This window comes from Marinobacterium sp. MBR-109 (genome assembly GCF_040547565.1).
Lineage (GTDB): Bacteria > Pseudomonadota > Gammaproteobacteria > Pseudomonadales > Balneatricaceae > Marinobacterium.
Window position 1 is genome coordinate 1 of sequence record NZ_JBEPPZ010000007.1, and the last position, 21,970, is coordinate 21,970.

The following is a 21,970-nucleotide window of genomic DNA, read 5'->3' on the forward strand; positions in this document are numbered from 1 at the left end:
CCTTCGACCACGGACTCCAGCTCATCACCGAGCTTGTCGAGACGGCCGAGGGTCGCAATCGTGCGTTGTTTTGGGCGGCCGTTCTCGTCTCGATAGGCTTCAACGAGCTGCACATACTTGCGAGGGCCGGACTTGGTGACTTTGACGTACATGCCATGACTTTATCATCTCTTTATGACCTTTTAAACTGAAAAGATATCCACATACGTGCCACTACAAAGCTTTAGGCGTCTAAAAAGCGGAAACCCGCATAAATACTGGGCTGCGGTGTGTAAAAGAGACGATTTTCAGTGGATAACTGTCGAACTCGGGAGGCCAAACTGTGTACACCTACCGCCTGTGTGATGGTAGATACCGTACCAGCAGAATGTGTCAGTAAAAAGCGCACATGTCAGGCTTTGTCTTGCCTAATGAACTTGTACTGCTTGAAATGGACTTGATGGATGGTGCGCAGGAAAGGCGATGGCGGAGGTAGTCCTCCGCCATCGGGTCGATCAGTCTGAAGTCACAACGGCCTGTTGGCGTGTGTTCAGGTTGGAGCGTTTAGTGGTAGCGGTTGTGGCAGGGGATGGCTCAGCCATGCGGTCGGCATTGCTGGCCGCTACCTTGCTCGGCTGAACATTCAGCCAGCAGGCCAGTGCCGGCAGCAGGAAGATGGCGCCGAGCACGTTCACCATGAACATGAACGCAAGCAGGATGCCCATGTCGGCCTGGAACTTGAGCGCCGAGAATGCCCAGGTACCCACGCCAATAGTCATGGTCACGGCGGTGAACACCGCGGCGGTGCCGCGCTGGCGCATCGCTTCGTAGAAGGACGTGCGCAGGTCGATGCCGCGTTTCAGCGAGTGCTGCATCTGCTCGTAGATGTAGATGCCGTAGTCCACGCCGACGCCCACACCCAGGGCGATCACTGGCAGCGTCGCCACTTTCAGGCCGATGCCCAGCAAGGCCATCAGGGCGTTACACAGGATGGTCACCAGCATCAGCGGCACGATCACGCAGAGCACACCGCGCCAGGAGCGGAAGGTGATCCAGCACAGCAGGGTAATGGCCGCGAAGATGGACGCGATCATCTGCACCTCGGCGGTTTCCACCGCTTCGTTGGTGGCCGCGGCAACACCGGCGTTACCACCGGCCAGGCGGAAGGTGACACCTTCCACTGCCACGCTGTTGATGAAGCTCTGAATCTCGCCAATGACATGCTTGAGCGTGTCGTTCTGGTGATTCTTCAGGTACACCATCATGTTGATGGTTTTACACAACTCGTTGTTCAGCCCCAGTTCCGGGTTGGCGGCCTGGCTGCCCGAGCGCAGGGCCATTTCGGAGCGCTGAAGGGTGCGCCACAGCGGATTGCCCTCGTTGTTGCCGGACACATAGAGCTTGGCCATGCCCGCCACGGTACTGACGGATTCGACCCCGGGCACACCGCGCATGTGGAAATCAAACCGATCCACAGCGTTCATCACGTCCCAGTCAAGGCAGGCTTCCGAGGCGCGATCGGTTTCCACGTACACGGAAAGCACATCCATGCCGATGGAGTAGTTGCTGATGATGGTGTCGTTATCCTGGTTGTAGCGTGATTCGGCACGCAGTTCCGGCACGCCGGAGCCGATATCCCCGGTCAGCAGCGAGCGGGACTGCCACGTACCCACTGCCAGCAGGATCAGCATGACACTGATACTGAGCAGGGCAGGGCGCGGCTGTGACAGCGCAGAGATGGCCCACCAGACCGGGTGACGCTCGCCGCTGCTGTTGTCTTTCAGTGCCATCTTCTCCAGTCGCAGGTGCGACAGGATGATCGGCATGAACATCTTGTTGGTGATGATCATAAGCGCCACGCCCAGGCAAGCGGTAAGCCCCAGCTCATGTACGATCGGGATATCGATCACCATAATCACCATAAACCCGAGCGCGTTGGCCAGCAGTGCCACTGTACCCGGTATGGCCAGCTTGCGGATCGAGCTTTCGGCCGCTTCGATGGCGCTCATGCCCGAGAGTACGTCCAGTTTCCACGCGTTGGTCATCTGTACCGCGTGAGAGACACCGATGGAGAAGATCAGGAACGGGACCAGTACGGACATGGGATCGATGCCATAACCGATCAGCGGCAAAATGCCCAACAGCCAGATAACCGGCAGCAGCGCCACCACAATGGCCAGCAGTGTCAGCCTCAGTGAACGGGAATAGATCCACAGCAGGGCAAATGTGATCACAAATGCCACGGCAAAGAACAGGACCACTGTCATCAACCCGTCCATGACGTCGCCCATCACCTTCGAGAAGCCGATGATCTGGATATTGATGCTGTCATCACTCAGCTCGGCGCGAATTTTCTCCAGATGGCGTGCCACGGCTGCATAATCGGTTTTCTCGCCGGTTTCAGGGTCAATCTCCAGCAGTTCGGCTTGTACCATCGCGGATTTCAGGTCGTTGGCGACCAGGTTGCCGACCTGACCTGATTTCTGCACGTTGGAACGCACCTGTGCCAAACCCTCTGCATCAGCGGTAAAACGGGACGGGATAACCACCCCACCAGTGAAGCCGTATTCCGTGACCTCGATATAGCGGACTTCAGGTGTGAACAGTGAACGTACGGTAGTGCGGTTTATGCCGGGGGTGAAGAAAACCTCATCGGTCGCCTGTTGCAGCTTGTCCATGAATTCGGCGTTATAGATATCACCTTCACCGGTCCACTCCAGGCTGATCATGACACGGTTGGCACCGGTAAACTCGGCAGAATGCTCCAGAAAGGCCTGCATGAAGTCATGCTTAAGCGGAATCAGCTTGTTGAAGCCGGGATCAAAGCGGGTCTGAATGGCTGATAAACCGAGCAGAACGGTAATCAGCAGGAACAGGATACCCAGCGGCTTTCGGGCGATGATCAGAAGACGGGCGGACGTGTCAACAAATTTTTGCACGGCAGAAGAGTGTTGATGTGGCATGATCAGGCTCCAGACGGCTGTTTAAGTTGAGCGAGCGAAAGGGGTGGCAGCAGACCGCTGTCACTGCTCATCAGCAAATTGCCCGACTCAAGAAGGGTAATGTCGGTCACGGTCATGCGGCCGCTTTTGTGCAGAAAGCGAAAGCTGCGGCCTTGGTCATGACTGAGCAGAAGAGCACCGCCCTGGCCCGCCAGCAAAAGGTCTCCGTTATCCAGCGACTGGTGGGTGAAAATCGACACTGGCAGCTCACCACCGACTGAGGTCCAGCTCAGACCATTATCATCACTGCGGAAAATATTTCCGCGCATGCCGTACACCACCCAGGTATCGTCCCCCAGGCTTAGGCCGCCATACAGTGACCCGTTATAGAACTCAGGAATGCTTTCCCAGTTCGTGCCGCCGTCAGTGGAGCGAAACAGGGTTCCCGACTCGCCGACGATCAGCCAAGTACGACGATCTTCGGATGCAATGATGTTATTCAGATGCCAGTCGGTGCCCTCGGGTGACGGCAGCTCAGACCAGCTGATGCCATCATCGCGAGAGATACGGGACTGACCAAACGCACCAAAGGCCACCCAGTCGCCGGAAGGCAGCAGGTGAATGCCGAGCAGAGGTTCGCTGCCGGGGTTAAAAGCCACTTCCTGCCAGGTGCGTCCCCCATCCCGTGTTTTCAGAATCCAGCCTTCATGGCCGATTGCCAGTCCGTTCAGACTGTCCTTGAAGTGCAGACGGGTGATCAACGCATGGCGCTGATCCGACAGGGCTGCCTGTGTCCAGCTATTGCCTTCATCCGATGAAACCAGGATATGGCCCAGCTCTCCAGCAGTGACAAGTCCTGCATCGGTTTGAGTGATGCTGGTCAGGTTCATGTTATCTACCGGAATCTGGCGTGAGCCCAATGAAGGGGTGTCCCGGTGAGAAAACGCGAACATTCCTGCCGCTGCAACGATCAGTGAAACAGCGATGCCCAGGGTTACGCGCATGGCTAAACTCCTTTGTTTTTAAGCCTTCAGGCAAGGTTTTGTTGTTGTACTGATGGCCTGTAGCTCGAAGAGTACGTTTGCCATTATTCCTGAGCGCGAATCGGGGGCATCGTCCGAATGGGCTAGTAACGAGAGCTGTGCGTTAGTCCAAATTGACGATGAGTCTTGGGGAGGGTCTGTGTGAATCTGCACCCTGAAGGAGATGGTCGGAGCAGCCGGTCATGCCCGGTAAATCCAAAATAATAATCGAGGAGACTCGTGCGATGGGCGTGTTAACGAACAACTTTATTGCAGCGGCACATGACGAAGATTATATGACCCCCGAGGCTGTTCGCCTCGTCCAGGCGGCCGAGGAAATGATGCCTCGTCTGCAGGCACGGGCAAAAGCGGCCGATGAGGCAGGCATGGTCCCCCGTGAAACGGTCAAGGAAATGGCGGAGGCGGGCCTGTTCCGTGTACTTCAGCCCAAGCGCTGGGGCGGCTACGAGCTGGATCCGCGCGTGTTCTACCGCGTACAGATGGCGCTTGCCAAAGGCTGTATGTCCACGGCCTGGATCTATGGCGTTATCGGTGTGCACAACTGGCAGTTGCCGCTGTTCCCGGAACAGGCGCAACAGGATGTGTGGGCCAACGGCAATGACGGTACTCTGATTGCCTCCACCTACATGCCGGTTGGCAAGGCGGAGAAAGTGGATGGGGGTTATCGCTTCTCAGGCCGCTGGGGTTTCTCCAGTGGTGTTGATCACTGTGAGTGGATCTTCCTCGGCGGGTTGCTGCCGAAGAAGGACAATCCCGATGAGCTGGAGCATACGACCTTCCTGCTGCCGCGCAGTGATTTCCGCGTGGAGAAAAACTGGGATGTACTGGGCCTGAGAGCGACCGGCAGTCATGACATCATTGTCGAAGACGCCTTCGTACCTGAGCACCGCACGCATCGTACCAACAATCATTCTGATGCCGGTTGTCCCGGTCGTGAAACCAATCCGGGCTGGACCTATAAAATCCCGTTTACGCAGGTATTCCAGCGTGCGGTCTCTTCCGCCTGTCTGGGTGCAACCGAGGCGGCGATCGATGAGTTCCGTACCCGTGCGGGTGCGCATGTCGGCAAACATGGTGCCAAGACGGCTGAAGACCCCAATGCTCAGCTGGCGGTTGCCGAGGCGATGATCGCTGTCGATCAGCTCAAGCTGGTGATGTTCCGCAACTACGCCCGCATCGTTCATTGCGCCAAAACCGGTGACAAAATGCCGGTTGAAGAGCGCCTGATGCAGCGTGCGCAGGCATCGCTGGTGCCCAAGCTGTGTGCGGATCGTGTCAGTGAACTGCTGCGCGCCTGTGCCGCTTCGGGGCTGTATCGCAGCAACCCGATCGAGCGGATCTTCCGTGATATCCATCAGGCGCGTGGTCACATTGCCAACAATGCCGATGCCTATGCCCGCGCCAGTGGGGCCGTGATGCTGGGTCTGCCGAACATGGACCCATACATCTAAAAGGAGAAGTGCCATGAGTACGTCCCGCTATCACTCGCTGCGTGTGGATCAGGTAGTGCAGGAGACCTCGGATGCGGTATCGCTGCAGTTTGCGGTACCGGCGGAGTTGGTTGAGCGGTTTTGCTATCGGCCGGGTCAGTTTCTGACCCTGCGCCTGCCCTGGCAGGGAGAGCATCTGCTGCGCTGCTACTCAATGTCGAGTGCGCCCACGGTGGATGCCCAGCTGAGGGTGACCGTGAAACGGGTGGTAGAGGGGCGTGGTTCCAACTGGATCTGTGATCATGTGCAGGTCGGTGATGCCATCGAAGTGATGCAGCCGGCCGGGGTTTTTGTGCCTCAGTCGCTGGATGGCGAGTTCCTGCTGTTTGCCGGTGGCAGTGGCATCACGCCGGTATTTTCGATTCTGCGCTCGGTGCTGCTGCGCGGTCGTGGTCAGGTTCGACTGGTTTATGCCAACCGGGATGAAGGATCGATCATCTTCCGTGAGGCGCTGAAAGAGCTTCTGGAGCAGTATGCCGATCGCCTGGATGTTATCCATCTGTTGGACAGCGTTCAGGGGCGTCCCACTGTCAGTTTGCTCAAGCGGCTGTCGCGTGGTTATGAAAATGCGCAAGCCTTTATCTGTGGCCCCGGCCCGTATATGGATGCCGCCGAGCAGGCGTTGCAGGATTTGAATCTGCCTGCCGAAAATATCCATGTGGAGCGCTTTGTTTCGCTGCCATCCGAAGAGTCGAGAAACGAGGAGCAGCAGGCGGTATTGACCGAATCGGCGGAGGTCGATCAGGCACAAATCAGCATCGAGCTGGATGGTCAGCACTACGAGCTTCAATGCCAGGGTGATGAGACCATTTTGGATGCGGCCGAAAAGGCGGGTATTGATTTGCCCTATTCCTGCATGGCCGGAATGTGTGCGTCCTGCATGTGTGAAGTGACCGAAGGTGAGGTAAAACTATTGCACAATGATGTACTGGATGAACGCGATCTGTCGCGCGGGCTTACTCTGACCTGTCAGGCGGTGCCGCGTACGGCCAAGGTTAGCCTTAAATATACCTGATCACCAATCCCTATCTAATTCAATGCGTTAAGACCGGCTTTTGCCGGTCTTTTCGGTTTAGTCTTATTGGACGATGGCAGCCGTCGTTCACTCTCTTACTCTGAAAATACTGACTGCGCAGGTGTAAGTGCCTGTCTGTCATGTGCGCGGCACGTGGCAGCGAGTCTGTTCTCTGGATAACAACAACTCAGGAGACACATTATGCAGGGCTGTCTACAGGGCAAAGTCGCATTTATTACCGGTGGTGGCAGTGGCATCGGTGCCGCCACGGCAGAACGTTTTGCGCAGGAAGGTGCGCGTGTGGTGATCTGCGGTCGCCGAATGGAGCCGCTTGAAGCGGTTGTTGATCGTATCCGTGCCGGCGGCGGCGAGGCCGAAGCGGTACAGGTAGATGTCAGCAACGAAGAGGGCTTTGTAGGTGCGCTGCGCGCCACGGCCGAAAAACACGGTCGGCTGGATGTACTGGTGAACAACGCCATGGCGTTCACCTGGGGCAGTATCGATGAGATGACCACCGAGCAGTGGCATGCCAACTTCACCACCTCGGTGGATGGCACCTTCTGGGGCACGCGTACCGCGCTGCAGCTGATGAAGGCGCATGGCGGTTCCATCGTGAACCTTTCATCCATCTGCGGCGAGCTGGGTACCCCCTGGATGTCCGGTTACTCCGCGTCCAAGGCCGCCGTGACCAACTTTTCTCGTGCCGCCGCAGCAGAAGGCGCGCCCTATGGTGTGCGTGTCAACGTGGTGATCCCGGCAGTGGTGGAAACGCCCGCTACCGAAGGGATGCTGGCGGATGAAAATGCTCGCAAAAGCACCGAAAAGCTGATCCCCATGGGACGTGTCGGTCAGCCTGAAGAGTTGGCCAACGCCATCCTGTTTCTGGCCAGTGATCAGGCTTCCTACATTACCGGTGCAACGCTGCCGGTGGATGGTGGCCGCTCCGCCGTGCTGGTGACGGCACTGGATTGAGGTAAATCGTATGCAAGCAGCTAAACAGGATACCTTGGTAGGTACAGAGCCGCTGTTCTCGCCTGTCCGGATCGGTGCCATCGAGCTGAATAATCACATTGTGATGGCGCCGATGACGCGTAACCGTGCCGATGCGGATGGCCTGCCCAATGATCTGATGGTGGAGCACTATGCCGCCCGCGCAGAAGCTGGGCTGATTGTGGCCGAGGGTACCTGGCCCAGTGTGACCGGGCAGGCCTACTGTCGCCAGCCGGGCATTGAGACCGCCGAGCAGATTGCCGCCTGGCGTAAGGTGACCGACGCCGTACACGAACGTGACGGCAAGATCATTCTGCAGATCATGCACGCCGGTCGTATCGGCAGTTGTCGCATCAAGCCAGCAGGAGTTGAGACGGTTGCACCTTCCGCCTTGCAGGCGCAGGGCGAGGTGTTTACCGATGCGGCAGGCATGCAGCCCTACGATACTCCACGTGAGCTGACCACCGAAGAGGTGGTTGCGCTTGTCGAAGAACACCGGCAGGCCGCAATCAATGCCCGCGAAGCGGGGTTTGATGGTGTCGAACTGCACTGTACCAGCGGTTACCTGCCGATGCAGTTTCTCTGCACCGGCACCAACCGCCGCACCGATCGTTATGGCGGCAGCCTGGAAAATCGGGTGTGCTTTGCCGCCGAGTGTCTGCAGGCAATGAGTGATGCCATCGGTGCAGATCGGGTCGGTTTTCGCATCAATCCGGGCAATACCTACAACGACACTTCAGACGAGGACAGCGTTGCCAGCCATGTGGCACTGATGCAGGCAGCGACACGCATTGGTGTGGCCTTCGTGCACATCATGCGTTCACCCGTGTCCGAGATTGACGCCTTTGCGCTGGCGCGTGAGCACTTCGGCGGCAGCCTGATTCTGAATGATGGTTTTGCGCCGGAAACAGCCGCCGCTGCCATCAGTGAGGGGCAGGGGGATGCCGTCTCCTTTGCTCGCCACTTCATTGCCAATCCGGATCTGGTCACTCGTATCCGCAAGGGGTTGGCGCTGTCCCGCTTTGATCGCAAAACCATCTATACAGCGGGGGCGGCCGGTTATACCGACTACCCCACAGCGGCTGAGTAATTCGAGGAATACATGATGAAAGTTCTTGTACCGGTTAAACGCGTCATCGACTACAACGTCAAGGTACGGGTGAAGTCCGATGGCACCGGCGTGGATCTGAATAACGTGAAAATGGCGATCAACCCCTTTGACGAGATTGCCGTGGAAGAGGCTGTGCGTCTGAAAGAAGCGGGCACGGCAACCGAAGTGGTTGTGGTCAGTATCGGCCCCAAAGCCAGTCAGGAAGTGCTGCGTACGGCATTGGCCGTGGGTGCCGATCGTGCCATTCACATTGAGTCCGATGTCGATCTGGAGCCGCTGGCGGTGGCTAAGTGCCTCAAGCAGGTGGTCGCGGATGAGCAACCGCAACTGGTGATCTGTGGCAAGCAGGCGATCGATGATGACTCCAACCAGACCGGCCAGATGCTGGCGGCACTGTTGGGCTGGCCTCAGGGCGCATTCGCATCCGAGGTAACGCCTGAAGGTGGTGCCATCAAGGTCACCCGTGAAATCGATGGCGGTCTGGAAACCCTGCAGCTGAACCTGCCGGCGGTGGTAACCAGTGATCTGCGTCTGAACGAGCCGCGCTACGCCTCTTTGCCCAACATCATGAAAGCCAAGAAAAAGCCGCTGGATTCGAAGCCGGTCGCCGACCTGGGAATTGATGTGGCCCCGCGCCTGAAGGCGGTGAACTTCGCGCCGCCGGCAGCCCGCAAAGGCGGTATCAAGGTTGGAAATGTGGCTGAGCTGATTGAAAAGCTGCGCCAGGAAGCCCGTGTGATCTGAAGGTGATGATGATGAAGACTCTTGTAATTGCAGAACATGACAACCGGCAGCTGAACGCGGTCACCCTCAATGTCGTAAATGCGGCGACACGCCTGGGTGGCGAGATTGATATTCTGGTGGCCGGCCAGGGCTGTGCCGCAGTAGCGCAACAGGCGGCTGCTGTTGCAGGCGTCACACGCGTACTGCTGGCTGATGCGGATCATTATGCCGCTCAGTTGGCCGAGGAGCTTGCCTTGTTGGTAGTTGAAACGGTGCAACAGCACGGTTATCAGGCGGTGGTGTCACCCAGTTCCAGCTTTGGCAAAAACCTTACACCGCGTGTTGCCGCCTTGCTGGATGTAGCACAGGTTTCCGATGTTATTGAAATTAAAGCGGTTGGCAGCTATGTACGTCCCATATATGCTGGCAACGTCATGCTGTCTGTTGAGTCGGCCGAGCCGATTCAAGTGTTGACCGTTCGCCCCACTGCCTTTGATGCCGCCACCCAGGGGGGCAGTGCCGAAGTGACTGCGTTGGCTGCGACTGCCAGTGCGGGTGTGTCGGCTCTGGTAGGGCGTGAACTGAGCAAATCCGACCGTCCCGAGCTGGGTGCGGCGGATGTTGTAGTCTCGGGCGGCCGCGGGCTGGGCAATGGCGATAACTATCGTCAGGTGCTCGAACCTCTGGCCGACAAGCTGGGTGCTGCCCTTGGCGCCTCACGTGCAGCCGTTGACGCGGGGTTTGTGCCCAACGACTATCAGGTTGGCCAGACCGGTAAAATTGTTGCACCGCAGTTGTATGTGGCGGTCGGCATCTCCGGTGCCATTCAGCACCTTGCCGGCATGAGCGATTCAAAAGTTATCGTGGCTATCAACAAGGATCCTGATGCCCCTATTTTCCAGGTCGCCGATTACGGACTTGAAGCTGATCTTTTTGATGCAGTGCCTGAACTAACGCAGCAACTGGGCTGACAAAAGCCGTAAACCAGGCCCGCTCCCCTGTTGTGCGCTTTTCCAAAAGGGCGGGCCTGCGCCACATAATTACTATAATAGGGGAAAACCCAACATGAACCGACTGGACGTGGAGCAGTTCGACCTACTGCTGTCCTCACTCTATGAAGCCGCTCTGGACAACACTCTCTGGGGGGATGCGCTGGAGCAGCTGCGTGCGCTGTTTTCAGCCAACTTTGTTACTCTGATTCTGAAAATGCCGGACAGCCAGGACGAAGACGACCTGGGGCTGATGGTTTCGGTTGGAGAGCTTCAGGACTCAGGCAAGGTCGTGTTTTTCCCCTATCGTCACAACCTGACGCCCTTCGTGAACCAGCCGCCAGACAGGGTATTCACTGAAGAAGAGCTGATGACGCCTGAAGAGTGGCAAGCCTGTCCCTATCGAGTTCACTGGTGTGCTCCCAATGATGTCTACCATGTGATGGCGGTGGATATATCGACGCCTGATTCCGGTACGCTGCGCTTTCGCATAACCCGCCCGGAGGCCGCCGAGCCGTTCTCCGCCGATGACAAAGAGTTGTGCAGCTTTCTGCTGCCCCATCTGCGTCGGGCACTCAATATCCGCAACCTGCTTGATCGCAGCCAGACACTGGGTTCGCTCTATTCCAAGGCGATCAGTCGGCTTTCCATTGCGACTGTCCTGATCGACGAAAATGGCCAGGTGCTGGATCAAAACGTGTTTGCTAAGGAGATTCTCGAATCCGGTGACGGACTCAAGATTGTCGGTGGCAGACTCGAAGCCAGCTATCCCAGTGATAACCGTGAGCTGCGCAGGTTGATCAAGGAGGCTTTCGAGTCCCAGCGAGGTGACGGACAGCATGCGTTGCCTGAAGCAATGTCGATTACCCGGCCATCGGGTGAGGTAAGTCTGGGGGTCGTGATCGAAGCGATCCCTTCAACCGCCTGGGCCGAGGGCAAGGGGCAGCCGGCAGCGGTGGTCTATATCCGTGATGCGGTGGGCAAGTCACAGGCCAGCAACGAGATTGCCAAAAAACTGTTTGGACTGACACCGGCTGAAACGGCGCTGTCGATCCAGCTGGCCAATGGTCTGTCGCTGGAGGAAGCGGCAGAAGCACTCAATATCCGTCGCAATACCGCGCGTGCCCACCTGCGTGCGATCTTCTCCAAGACCGGTGTGCGGCGTCAGACCGAACTGGTCCGCATCTTCCTCAACAGCGTTGCGGCACTTGGCCAGGGTGATCAGGAAGACTGATCACCGGCCTCGTCCTGTTGGGGTATGTGATCCTGCAAGGGCTGTAGCACTCTGAAGAAAAATCAGAGGAGCTGCAGTCATGAGACAGGTCGCTTTCATCACCGGTGCCAGCCGTGGCATCGGTCGCGCCACCGCCATCGCCTTTGCCCGTGCCGGTTACGATCTGGCACTGAGCGCCCGCACCCTTGAAGAAGGGGAAACCTTTACTCACGCCGTGCGTCATGCCGATGGCAGCGCCCTGAGTGGCAGCCTGAACGCAACGGCTGCCGAAGCGCGTGAATACGGTGTCGAGGTCAAGGTGTTTCGCATGGATCTGCTGGATTCCGGGTCGGTCACTACCGCAGCCGACCAGGTGCTTGATCATTTTGGCCGTGTTGATGTGCTGATCAACAACGCGGTCTATCAAGGCAGTGACCTCAACCTGCCGTTCATGTCCCTTGAAGCCGAAACCCTGCAGCGTGTAGCCCAGGGCTACATTCTGGCGCCCTTCCTGCTGACCCGCCGATTGATGCCTCGAATGCTGGAACAGGGGGGCGCAACCATCATCAATATGACCTCCGGTGCCGGTGAAAGCGATCCGCCTGTCCCTGCCGGCAAAGGTGGCTGGGGTTATGCCTATGGTGCGGGCAAGGCTGCGGTCTCGCGTTTGTCCGGCATTCTCAATCGTGAACTGGGCGATCAGGGTATTCGTGCCTTCACCGTCAATCCGGGTGTGGTGACCACGGAAACGCTCAAGGCCACCATCGGTGACCAGGGTCTGATTGCGTTGCGCAACGGCTCGGCACCGCCTGAGCTGCCCGCCGCCGTGCTGCTGTGGCTGGCGCAGAACGCTGAGGCGGATCAGTTCCGATACCAGACCATCCAGGCCCAGCCTCTTGCCCGTGAAAAAAACATTTCCGCACAGCCTTGATGTGCGTCAGCGCTGAATGTGACTGCTCGGGTCTCTAGTCTGTCTGAACGATGAGAGAAGGCCTTGGCTCCCCGAGCATGTTGGAGTGGCCGGATTGTGGCCATGTGATAACAACAAAAATCATGCTCATTGGAGGGCACGTATGATTACCAAACGGACTCCTGCCGTTTGCCGGCGATTTGTCCCGCTGGCGCTGGCGCTCGCTGTCAGTCAGGCCAATGCATTTGAAACCGTCTATCTGGGCGACAACACAACACTGGATGCGTCGCTGACGCTTTCCTATACCGCGTCTGTACGCACCTCATCACCGTCTGATGTCTATCTCAATGACCCAAACAATGATGATGCGACGCGGAACTTCGATCGCGGCAGCCTGGTGAACAATCGCGTCAATGCGCTGGGTGAAATCCGCCTGCGCCATGACAACGTGGGTGCTCTGCTGCGAGGCAGTGTGTTCTACGATGACGTGTATCGTAGCAGTAACGACAACAACTCGCTGGATACCATCAACAAGGTCGGGGCGGTGAATCAGTTCACGGACAAGACCCGCGAGATGAGTGGTTACGATCCTCGTCTGCTGGATGCCTTTGTCTATGGCAACTTCGTGATCGGTGAGGATAAATATCTATCCGTAAAAGCGGGGCGTCACATTGTTGCCTGGGGTGAAAGTCTGTTCTTCCCCAATATCAGCCAGGGTCAGCTGCCGGTGGATGCTGCGGTGTTCAACGTACCGGGAACCGAGGCCAAGGAAGGGTATCTGCCGGTGGGACAGCTCTCGGCCAGTCTGACGCTGACCGATAACCTCACTCTAAATGCCTTCTATCAGTACGACTGGGAAAAGACGCGTCTGAACCCGGTGGGTGATTTCTTTGGCAGCGACACCTTTGGTCCGGGTGCACAGTTTATCCGCTTCGGAGCAGGGCCGATTACAAGCCTGCCGAACGCAGGTGTAATCAACTATGCCGGTGAGATTGAACCGAGTGACAGTGGTCAGTGGGGCCTGGGTGCGCGTTACCTGCTGGGTAACAGCACCGAGATCGGCCTGTTCCACTATCGCTACCATGACCGTGTAGGGGCATTGTTCACCGATTTCACCGGTGACACGCGCTACTCATCCTTCGATGGCTTCAATGGCTGTACTGCCGGCGTTGGTGGCAATCCCTGTTACCAGCTGGGCTACTTTGACGATATCAAGCTGACAGGCGTCAGCATCAGCTCCAAGGTGGGCGATGTACAGCTGGGCGGTGATATCAGCTACCGCGATGGTGCTCCGGTCTATCTCGATAATGGTGCTCCCGCACGAGGCAGTTACCTTCAGACCAACCTGAACGGCGTTTACATCATCGGCCCGAGTGCCCTGGCGCATCAGACCACGGTGATGGCCGAAGTCGTGCATGAGCGTATTCACAATGTCGAGGACCTGGTGGTGACCGGGGGGCTGCCGGGACAGGCCGGAACCTACAACAGTTACAGCCAGACCCGAGACAACGCCGTCCTCGCTGCAGCCGTGTTCATGGATTACCCCAATCTATTCAGTGGCTGGGATCTGACCACCAAGGCGATCTGGACTCAGAATATCGATGGCAGCGGCATGGCCAGTGCCGGACTTGGCCGTGACGAGAAGCGCCTGACGCTGGGTGCCGACTTCAAGTATCTGGGCAACATGCAGGTGGGTCTGACCTGGGTGAATTACCTCAGCTCGGCCAACCTCGACAAGGGCCGTACCATGGCTGACCGTGACTACGTCTCGCTCAGCGCCAAATACACCTTCTAACTGGCAGGGATGATGATATGAAACTGAAGTATTCAATGCTGGCAGCGGGTGTCGCGCTGCAGACTTTCCTGATGACAGGTAATGTGCTAGCCGCCACTGCCGAAGAGATGGCGGAGCTAGACACCACGCGTACCTGTGTGGGCGCACTCAAGGCAGGCAATGCCGAAGGTACGATCCCCGAATGGAGCGGCAAGTGGCAGGGCGTGCCCGATCATGTCAATTTCGAGGGTACCGGCAATCATCCGGTTGATCCTTATCCACAGGACACGCCGCTGTTTGTGATTACGGCCCAGAACATGGATCAGTATGCTGACAGGCTCTCGGCCGGTCAAAAGGCGCTGTTTGAGAAGTATCCGAACAGCTTCCAGATGCCTATCTATGAATCACGCCGCGATTTTCGTTTCCCTGACAGCGTTTGTGACGTGACCCGCCAGAATGCGCAGAACGCCAAGTTGGTGGATGAGGGAGAAGGTGTCGAGGCAACAACAGGGGGCATTCTGTTCCCCTTCCCGAAAACCGGTCTGGAGCTGCTGTGGACTTCGTCCATCTTTACCTACCGCCCCTGGACCGAGGAGTTGATATCCGATAATGCATACGTGCTTGAAAACGGCAATATCAACTGGGGACGGGTCAAATCACGCAACCTGGCACCGCACCTGAAACCGGATACCAGCGGTCCGACTGAAGGGCAGTCCTCTTTCTATCTGAACGAGACCATTCTGCCCGAACGTGACCGTGGCGAGATCAATACCGGTATGGAGTTCTGGAACCATACCAAACAGCCGCGCCAGAGCTGGCGTTATGACCCGGGTACCCGTCGCGTGCGCCAATCACCGGAATACGGCTTTGACATGTCGTTCCCCGGTACCGGGGGCTCCATTACCGTGGACGAGGTGCGTATTTTCAACGGCTCCCCCAAGCGGTATGACTGGAAGATTGTCGGTCAGCAGGAGATGTACATTCCGTACAACGCCTACCGTCTGCACTCCAACGAGATCAAGTACAGTGATCTGTTGACTCCTGGCCATGCCAACCCCGAGCACATGCGATACGAGCTGCAGCGCGTCTGGGTACTGGAAGCCAACCTTAAGGGCGACTATCGCCATATCTACGGCAAGCGTCACATGTATATCGATGCCGATACCTGGTTCATGGTGATGGCCGATAACTACGATGCCCGTGGCGGCCTGTGGCGCACATCAATGGTGAACTACTTCTACGCCTATGAGGCTCAGACCTGGCAGGCAGGCGTTGGTTTTTACCACGATCTGCAGGCTGGGAGCTATCTGGCATTCAACCTGGTTAACGAGCAGCCAAAGGCCTACACGCTCAATCGTGGCACTTTGACTGATCGGGACTTCGGACCACAAGCGGCTCGTCGCGCAGGTCTCTGACCCTCAGGCGGGCACCCATTGGGTGCCTGCTTTTCAACCCCCATTCCAACCAACAGGGAGCGACGAACCATGGAGTTCCGCTTTACTGAAGAACAGCAGATGATCCGCGAAACGGCCGCCGGCTTTTTCGCCGACCGCTCTACCTCCGCAGCCGTGCGAGAGGCGATGGCCACCGAGCGTGGTTATGACCTGTCGCTCTGGCGACAGATCTGCGAAGACCTTTACCTGCAGGCGATCACCCTTCCCGAATCCCTCGGCGGCATGGGACTGGGCTATGTGGAACTGATCGCGGTCATGGAGCAGATGGGACGTCATCTGGTGTGCGCACCCTATTTCTCCACCGTGTGTCAGACCGTTCCGGCTTTGCAACTGGCGGCTGCCGAGGAGCAGGCCAGTCCCTGGCTGGAACGTATTCTCGGTGGCGCGACCGCAACACTGGGCTGGATCGGACAGGAAGCTCCCGGCTGTGATGCCGTTACCGCAACCTTTCAGGCGAACGAACAGGGTTACTGTCTATCAGGTGATTATCAGTTGGTGGTTGATGGTCACAGCGCCGAGATTCTGGTTCTGGCTGGGCGCACGCCTGGCTCGATCGGACGTGAAGGCATCAGCCTGTTTGTTGTGGACGCTGCTGCCGAAGGTATCAAGCGTTACTGGACTCCGACACTGGACCAGACGCGTCATCTGGGGCGCATCCAGCTGGATCGACTGGAGCTGTCTGTTGACGCATGTTTGGGCGAGGCGGGTCAGGCCGGTGCCGTGCTGGAGCAGGTGTTGCAACTGGCAACGGTTGCCCTGGCTGCCGAGCAGGTGGGTGCAGCCCAGCAGGTGCAGGATCTTGCAGTGCAGTATACCAATGAGCGTGAGCAGTTCGGCCGCCCCATCGCCAGCTTTCAGGCGATCAAACATAAGGCCGCCGATATGATGCTGCGCACCGAAGTAGCCCGTTCCGCCTGTTATTACGCCGCCTGTATTGCCGATGAAGCCTGGCAGGGAGGCGAACTTGCAGCCGAGCTGCCGGAAGCGGCGGCGATTGCCAAGTCCTACTGCTCGGATGCCTGTTTCCGTAATGCCGGTGAAGCCCTGCAGATGCACGGCGGGGTCGGTTTTACCTGGGAGTATGATGTGCACCTCTACTTCAAACGTGCCAAGGCCAGCGAGCTGATGCTGGGCGCTGCCAGCGAACACCTCGAATCCCTCGCCGGCCTGTTGCTGGATAACGATCAGTCCGCCCATTCCAACCAAACAAAAGGAGCTGCCGCATGAAACTCAGCTTCAGCGCCGAAGACGAACGCTTCCGCACCGAAGTGGCTGACTGGCTGGCCGCCAATCTGACCGGCGCGTTTGCAAAACTGAAATTCCGTGGTGGGCCTGGTGACGAACACAGCTTCCCTGAAGAGCGCAAGCGCTGGGAGCAGAAGCTGGCCGAAGGTGGCTGGACCTGCGTTGGCTGGCCACAGCAACACGGTGGTCGTGGCTGCAGCATTGAGCAGCAGGTGATCTTCTTTGAAGAATACGCCCGCGCCGGGGCACCGGGCCGTGTGGGGCATATTGGCGAGGGGCTGGCCGGTCCCACCATTATTGCCTTCGGCACCCCTGAACAGCAGGCCAAATACCTGCCCGGTATTCTGAGCGGGACCGAGCTCTGGTGTCAGGGCTATTCCGAGCCGAGTGCCGGTTCCGACCTGGCCAATGTGAAGACCAGGGCCCGCTTCGATGCCGAGCGCAATCAGTGGGTGATCAAAGGCCAGAAGGTCTGGACCTCACTGGCGCACGAGTCCGACTACTGCTTCGTGATCGCACGTACCGATCCCGACTCGGTGGCGCACAAGGGGTTGGGGTTCTTTCTGGTGAAGATGGATCAGCCGGGTGTTGAAGTGCGTCCCATCGAGCAGATTACCGGCACCTCCGAGTTCAACGAAGTGTTCTTCGACGATGCCGTTTGTGATGCCGGTGATATTGTCGGAGAGCCCGGTGACGGCTGGAAGGTGGCCATGGGGCTGCTGGGCTTTGAGCGGGGCGTTTCGACGTTGGGCCAACAGATGCAGTTCCAGAATGAGCTGGACGAAGTGATCCGTGTGGCCAAAGAAAACGGCAAGGATCGCGACCCGGTGATTCGCCAGCGCATCGCCAAGGCCCACGCCGAGCTGAAAATCATGCGCTACAACAGCCTGCGGATGCTCTCCGGTCAGAGCGGCAGCGACGGCAGCCTGCAGCGGGAAGGTTTGATCTACAAACTGTTCTGGTCCACCTGGCACCGAAGTCTGGGTGAGCTGGCGATCGATGTGTGCGGTCAGATGGGGCAGTTACTGGAAGCGGCACCCTACGAATTGACACGACTGCAGTCGCTGTTCCTGTTTGTACGCTCGGACACGATCTACGGTGGCAGCAACCAGATTCAGCGCAATATCATCGCCGAACGCGGGCTGGAAATGCCGCGCGAGCCCAAGTGGCGTTAAGCAGGAGACGTTCATGTCCGATCATCGACAGCAGGCATTCACACCCTTCCAGCTGGGGCCGATTACTCTTCGCAACCGGTTTGTCCGGGCCGGTGCCAATGAGGCAATGAGCCTGAACGGTACGCCGACCCGAGCCATGGTCAAGCATCACCGTGACATGGCCCGGGGCGGGGTTGCGCTGACCACCGTTGCCTACGGCGCCGTATCCGAACGTGGGCGAACGTTGCCGAATCAGATCTGGCTGCGCGAGGAGATCATACCCGATCTCAAGGTGCTGACCGATGCGGTTCATGCCGAAGGCGGCAAAATCTCCATGCAGCTCACCCATGGTGGCTCCTTTGTCACCTCCATCAAGGTCAAGGGGCGCACCATCAGTGCCTCGTCCGGGATTAACAAGGCGGGACTGCTATGCGGCAATTTTCTGCAGCGGGCGATGAAAGAGCAGGATATGGCTCAGGTGGTCGACGAGTTTGCCGCCGCTGCCAGAATCTGTCGTGACGCCGGTTTTGATGCGGTGGAGCTGCATATGGGCCACGGCTACCTGCTCAACCAGTTCATCTCGCCCCTGTCCAATAAGCGCAAGGATGAATATGGCGGCAGTCCCGAAAATCGGGCGCGTTTTCCCGCCCGTGTACTCAAGGCGGTAAAAGATGCGGTTGGACAGGATCTGGCCATTCTCGCCAAGATCAATGTGGCCGACGGCGTTCGCCGTGGATCCAGCGTTGAAGATGCCATCGTTACCGGACGTATCCTGCAGGCCGCGGGTGCCGATATGTTGGTGCTTTCTGGCGGGCGCAATATCGAATCCGGCTGGTTCATGTTCGGCAGCAATATGAATCTGGACGAGATGAGCAAGGTGCTGGCCGATCAGAAACTCACGCTCACCATGATCAAGTTGTCACAGAAGGGCGTACCTCAGGTGAAGTTCCGCCCCATGTATTTCCTCGACTATTCCCGCAAGATTCGCGCGGCACTGGATATTCCGCTGGGCTATCTGGGTGGCGTTTCATCCATGGACGATGTGGAAAAGGCGATGACTGAAGGCTTTGAAGCCGTGGTGATGGCGCGTCCGCTGCTGCACGACCCGGAGCTGGTGCGCAAGTTTCAGCAGGGTATCGTCAACAAGAGCGGCTGCACCCACTGCAACGGCTGTGTGCCCTACATCTACCATCCGGGTGGCACCCGCTGCATTGAGAATCCACCTAATGATATTGCGCTGAATCAGCAGATTGCCAGTGCGGAACTTATATAAAAAAGACCCCCGGGGTTGTGCGACCACCGGGAGCCAAGACCATGCGAGATGGTGAGAGTGCTCGACAGGAATAACAATCAGGCGGTAAGGCTGCCGCCATTCAGAGGATAGATCTGACCGGTTACCCAGCTGGCTTCGGTCGATGCCAGGTAAGCAACCCCGGCACCCACGTCTTCAGGCGATCCGGCGCGGGGAACCATGCAGCTTTTGGCGGCAATCTTTTCCGAACCTTCCCAGTTGTTCATGGTGCCAAGGGAGAGGCCATTAACCGTGACGCCCTGGCGACCGGTTTCAGCGGCCAACTGGCGGATAAAGCCAACGGCACCTGCTTTCGACGCGGCGTAGGCGGCGATGCCCATGGGCACCCCGGCGCGCCAGGATTCAGATGTGATGCAGATAAAGCGGCCCCAGGCGCGTTCCAGCATGCCGGGCATAACGGCCTGAGCGGCATGCAGCAGGGCATTCAGGTTCAGGTCCAGAAACTGCTGCCACTGAGCCGGATCGGACTCCAGAAACTTGCCATAGCCCATGCCACCAGTGGGAACACCGGCGTTGGCAACAAAAATGTCTACGCTGCCAAAGGCTTGGTTGACGGCGGTAACCATCTGTTTCAGCTGGGCCGGATCGGTAATGTCAGCGGCGACACCGATCACATCGAAGCCTTCGCTGCGCAGCTGCTCGGCGGCGGCATCGGCACGATCCTGGTAGAAATCGTTGATCGCCACGCGGGCACCCTGACGGGCCAACGCGCGGGCAACGCCTAACCCCATACCACGACCGGCACCGGTAACCAGAGCGTTTTTGCCCCTCAGTGAAAACAGCGGTTCCATATGTCACGTCTCCTTATTGATTTTATTGGTGGTAACGCGTGCAGTGTTGCTACTACGGTGCATCCTGGCGGGTTTATTCACCGGTAAAGTTCGGGTGACGTTTCTCCAGAAACGCCTGCATCCCTTCCTGCTGATCCCGTGAAGCGAACAACATGGCGTTGGCCTTTCGCTCCAGTGACAGAGCGCTTTCCAGTGACGCATCCATGCCGTGCAGAATGCACTCCTTGATCTGCTCAACCGCCAGCGGCGGCATGCGTGCGATGCTGCGTGCGGTTTTGAGTGCAGTGTCCATCACCTGATCGTCCGGGCACACTTCACTCACCAGACCGCTCACCCAGGCTTCATGTGCGCTGATCGGACGGCCGGTCAGTGCCATGCTCATCGCCTTGGCCTTGCCGACGGCACGTACCAGTCGCTGGGTGCCGCCGATGCCCGGCATGATGCCGATACGAATTTCGGGCTGGCAGAAGCTGGCGCCTTCACCGGCGATCAGAATGTCGGCATGCATCGCCAATTCACAGCCACCGCCAAAGGCATAGCCGCAAATGGCCGCCACGATCGGTTTGGGGCAGTGCTGAATCGGAGCCCAGACCCGTTCGGTATGACGCTTGTAGATTTCGATGGGATCGGCATCGATCAGGCCGGTGATGTCGCCTCCGGCGGCAAACACTTTCTCCCCACCCGTTAACACAATGCAGCGAATACTGTCGTCAGCGGCCAGCTCAGTGAATCGGCGGTTGAGTTGCTGTTGCAGTTCCAGACTCAGGGCGTTGGTGGCGTGCGGGCGGTTCAGGCGCAGCACGGCAATACCCGGTTCCGGGTGCTCCAGCAGCAGTGTGTCTTCGGGAGATTGTTGATCAGTCACAGCCATCGCCTCACTGAGATTGGATATTGACGGCGATTCTGTCAGCTGGCGCCAGATAAACATCGTCCGTTCAGACGAAGAGTGAAGATCGAGCCCCTTATTAGACTGCAAGCATCAAGAAGAATAAGGAGGCGTTTATGACGCAGTCAGCACACTTTGATTACAGCGGCCAGGTGGTCCTGGTAACCGGCGGAACCAAGGGGATTGGTGCCGGTATTGCGCGTTCGTTTCTAGCAGCGGGTGCCACGGTCATTGTATGTGGTCGCAACGCTCCCGAACAATTGCCAACTGAAAACGGCCGTGAGTCCGTGTTCATGCCGCTGGATGTGCGCGATTACGAAGCGTCAGACGCGCTGGTGCAGGCCATTGCCAACGAATATGGCCGTCTGGACGTGCTGATCAACAACGCGGGTGGTGCACCCCATGCGCTGGCAGCGGATGTGTCACCTCGCTTCCATGAAGGCATTTTGCGTCTGAACCTGATTGCGCCCCTGAACCTGGCACAGCTCGCCAATCGTCAGATGCAGCAGCAGGAGCAGGGCGGCAACATCATTTTTATTGGCAGCATCAGTGCACTGCGTGCTTCACCTGGCACTGCCGCTTACGGTGCCGCCAAGGCGGGGATTCTCTCGCTGGCATCCTCGCTGGCGGTGGAATGGGCGCCCAAAGTGCGCGTGTCGGCGGTCAGTCCGGGGCTGGTACAGACCGAACAGTCTCACCTGCACTACGGTGACGAAGCTGGCATCGCGGCGGTAGCGGCCACTATTCCGGCCGGTCGTCTTGCGACGCCGGACGATATTGGCAATGCCTGTCTTTATATGGCCTCTTCCATCGCCTCCTACACCAGCGGCAGCAATCTGCTGCTCAACGGCGGTGGCGAGAAACCCGCATTTCTTCAGGCCGGCAAGGCCAGTAACTGAAACAACCCGGCGCCGCCCGCGACGGGTGGCCCCATATCGTAAAGGAGACG

General features: G+C 58.1%; 19 protein-coding genes. 14 read left to right on the top strand and 5 right to left on the bottom strand.

Features of this window, described 5'->3' with window-relative positions:
• From ABIE60_RS16555 to ABIE60_RS10175, 3 genes are all read right to left on the bottom strand, one after another.
• Positions 1 to 152 (bottom strand): IS1634 family transposase N-terminal domain-related protein (locus tag ABIE60_RS16555; RefSeq protein ID WP_502914951.1); only part of this gene is annotated, 152 nt, incomplete at its 3' end.
• 342 nt (positions 153 to 494) lie between these two features.
• Positions 495 to 2,942 carry an efflux RND transporter permease subunit gene (locus tag ABIE60_RS10170; RefSeq protein WP_354469294.1) on the bottom strand — a complete coding sequence of 816 codons (2,448 nt, stop codon included), beginning with the start codon at positions 2,940 to 2,942 and terminating at the stop codon, positions 495 to 497.
• Positions 2,943 to 2,944: 2 nt separating this feature from the next.
• The gene (locus ABIE60_RS10175) at positions 2,945 to 3,925 is read right to left on the bottom strand and encodes a WD40/YVTN/BNR-like repeat-containing protein (RefSeq protein WP_354469295.1); all 981 of its coding nucleotides are present in this window, start codon (positions 3,923 to 3,925) and stop codon (positions 2,945 to 2,947) included.
• Between the two features lie 263 nt (positions 3,926 to 4,188).
• Here ABIE60_RS10175 and ABIE60_RS10180 point away from each other — a divergent pair, with 263 nt between their 5' ends.
• The 13 genes from ABIE60_RS10180 (at position 4,189) to ABIE60_RS10240 (ending at position 19,305) form a co-directional block, all read left to right on the top strand.
• Positions 4,189 to 5,415 carry an acyl-CoA dehydrogenase family protein gene (locus ABIE60_RS10180; protein WP_354469296.1) on the top strand — a complete coding sequence of 409 codons (1,227 nt, stop codon included), beginning with the start codon at positions 4,189 to 4,191 and terminating at the stop codon, positions 5,413 to 5,415.
• Positions 5,416 to 5,428: 13 nt separating this feature from the next.
• A complete protein-coding gene (locus tag ABIE60_RS10185; protein WP_354469297.1) occupies positions 5,429 to 6,469 on the top strand; it encodes a 2Fe-2S iron-sulfur cluster-binding protein in 1,041 nt (346 codons plus the stop codon).
• A 201-nt stretch (positions 6,470 to 6,670) separates the two neighbouring features.
• Positions 6,671 to 7,441 carry an SDR family NAD(P)-dependent oxidoreductase gene (locus tag ABIE60_RS10190; RefSeq protein ID WP_354469298.1) on the top strand — a complete coding sequence of 257 codons (771 nt, stop codon included), beginning with the start codon at positions 6,671 to 6,673 and terminating at the stop codon, positions 7,439 to 7,441.
• Between the two features lie 10 nt (positions 7,442 to 7,451).
• A complete protein-coding gene (locus ABIE60_RS10195) occupies positions 7,452 to 8,549 on the top strand; it encodes an alkene reductase (protein WP_354469299.1) in 1,098 nt (365 codons plus the stop codon).
• 15 nt (positions 8,550 to 8,564) lie between these two features.
• Positions 8,565 to 9,314, top strand: a complete 750-nt coding sequence (locus ABIE60_RS10200) for an electron transfer flavoprotein subunit beta/FixA family protein (protein WP_354469300.1) — start codon at positions 8,565 to 8,567, stop codon at positions 9,312 to 9,314.
• 11 nt (positions 9,315 to 9,325) lie between these two features.
• Positions 9,326 to 10,264 (top strand): electron transfer flavoprotein subunit alpha/FixB family protein, encoded by a 939-nt coding sequence (locus ABIE60_RS10205; protein WP_354469301.1) that lies wholly within the window; start codon positions 9,326 to 9,328, stop codon positions 10,262 to 10,264.
• Positions 10,265 to 10,358: 94 nt separating this feature from the next.
• A complete protein-coding gene (locus ABIE60_RS10210) occupies positions 10,359 to 11,516 on the top strand; it encodes a helix-turn-helix transcriptional regulator (protein ID WP_354469302.1) in 1,158 nt (385 codons plus the stop codon).
• Between the two features lie 79 nt (positions 11,517 to 11,595).
• The gene (locus ABIE60_RS10215) at positions 11,596 to 12,426 is read left to right on the top strand and encodes an SDR family NAD(P)-dependent oxidoreductase (protein ID WP_354469303.1); all 831 of its coding nucleotides are present in this window, start codon (positions 11,596 to 11,598) and stop codon (positions 12,424 to 12,426) included.
• A gap of 142 nt (positions 12,427 to 12,568) precedes the next feature.
• Positions 12,569 to 14,200 (top strand): DUF1302 domain-containing protein, encoded by a 1,632-nt coding sequence (locus ABIE60_RS10220; RefSeq protein ID WP_354469304.1) that lies wholly within the window; start codon positions 12,569 to 12,571, stop codon positions 14,198 to 14,200.
• A 17-nt stretch (positions 14,201 to 14,217) separates the two neighbouring features.
• Positions 14,218 to 15,594 (top strand): DUF1329 domain-containing protein, encoded by a 1,377-nt coding sequence (locus ABIE60_RS10225; RefSeq protein WP_354469305.1) that lies wholly within the window; start codon positions 14,218 to 14,220, stop codon positions 15,592 to 15,594.
• A 69-nt stretch (positions 15,595 to 15,663) separates the two neighbouring features.
• Positions 15,664 to 16,860 (top strand): acyl-CoA dehydrogenase family protein, encoded by a 1,197-nt coding sequence (locus ABIE60_RS10230; RefSeq protein WP_354469306.1) that lies wholly within the window; start codon positions 15,664 to 15,666, stop codon positions 16,858 to 16,860.
• The gene (locus ABIE60_RS10235; RefSeq protein ID WP_354469307.1) at positions 16,857 to 18,053 is read left to right on the top strand and encodes an acyl-CoA dehydrogenase family protein; all 1,197 of its coding nucleotides are present in this window, start codon (positions 16,857 to 16,859) and stop codon (positions 18,051 to 18,053) included. Before ABIE60_RS10230 ends, ABIE60_RS10235 begins: the two co-directional genes overlap by 4 nt.
• Positions 18,054 to 18,066: 13 nt before the next feature.
• Complete coding sequence (locus ABIE60_RS10240; protein WP_354469308.1) at positions 18,067 to 19,305, top strand: NADH:flavin oxidoreductase; 1,239 nt, start codon at positions 18,067 to 18,069, stop codon at positions 19,303 to 19,305.
• 77 nt (positions 19,306 to 19,382) lie between these two features.
• On the opposite strand, the gene ABIE60_RS10245 is transcribed toward ABIE60_RS10240, so the two are convergent.
• Both ABIE60_RS10245 and ABIE60_RS10250 read right to left on the bottom strand, forming a co-directional pair.
• Positions 19,383 to 20,135 carry an SDR family NAD(P)-dependent oxidoreductase gene (locus tag ABIE60_RS10245; RefSeq protein WP_354469309.1) on the bottom strand — a complete coding sequence of 251 codons (753 nt, stop codon included), beginning with the start codon at positions 20,133 to 20,135 and terminating at the stop codon, positions 19,383 to 19,385.
• Between the two features lie 73 nt (positions 20,136 to 20,208).
• The gene (locus tag ABIE60_RS10250) at positions 20,209 to 21,000 is read right to left on the bottom strand and encodes an enoyl-CoA hydratase (protein WP_354469310.1); all 792 of its coding nucleotides are present in this window, start codon (positions 20,998 to 21,000) and stop codon (positions 20,209 to 20,211) included.
• A 137-nt stretch (positions 21,001 to 21,137) separates the two neighbouring features.
• Here ABIE60_RS10250 and ABIE60_RS10255 point away from each other — a divergent pair, with 137 nt between their 5' ends.
• Complete coding sequence (locus ABIE60_RS10255; RefSeq protein WP_354469311.1) at positions 21,138 to 21,920, top strand: SDR family oxidoreductase; 783 nt, start codon at positions 21,138 to 21,140, stop codon at positions 21,918 to 21,920.
• The last annotated feature ends 50 nt before the right edge of the window (positions 21,921 to 21,970 follow it).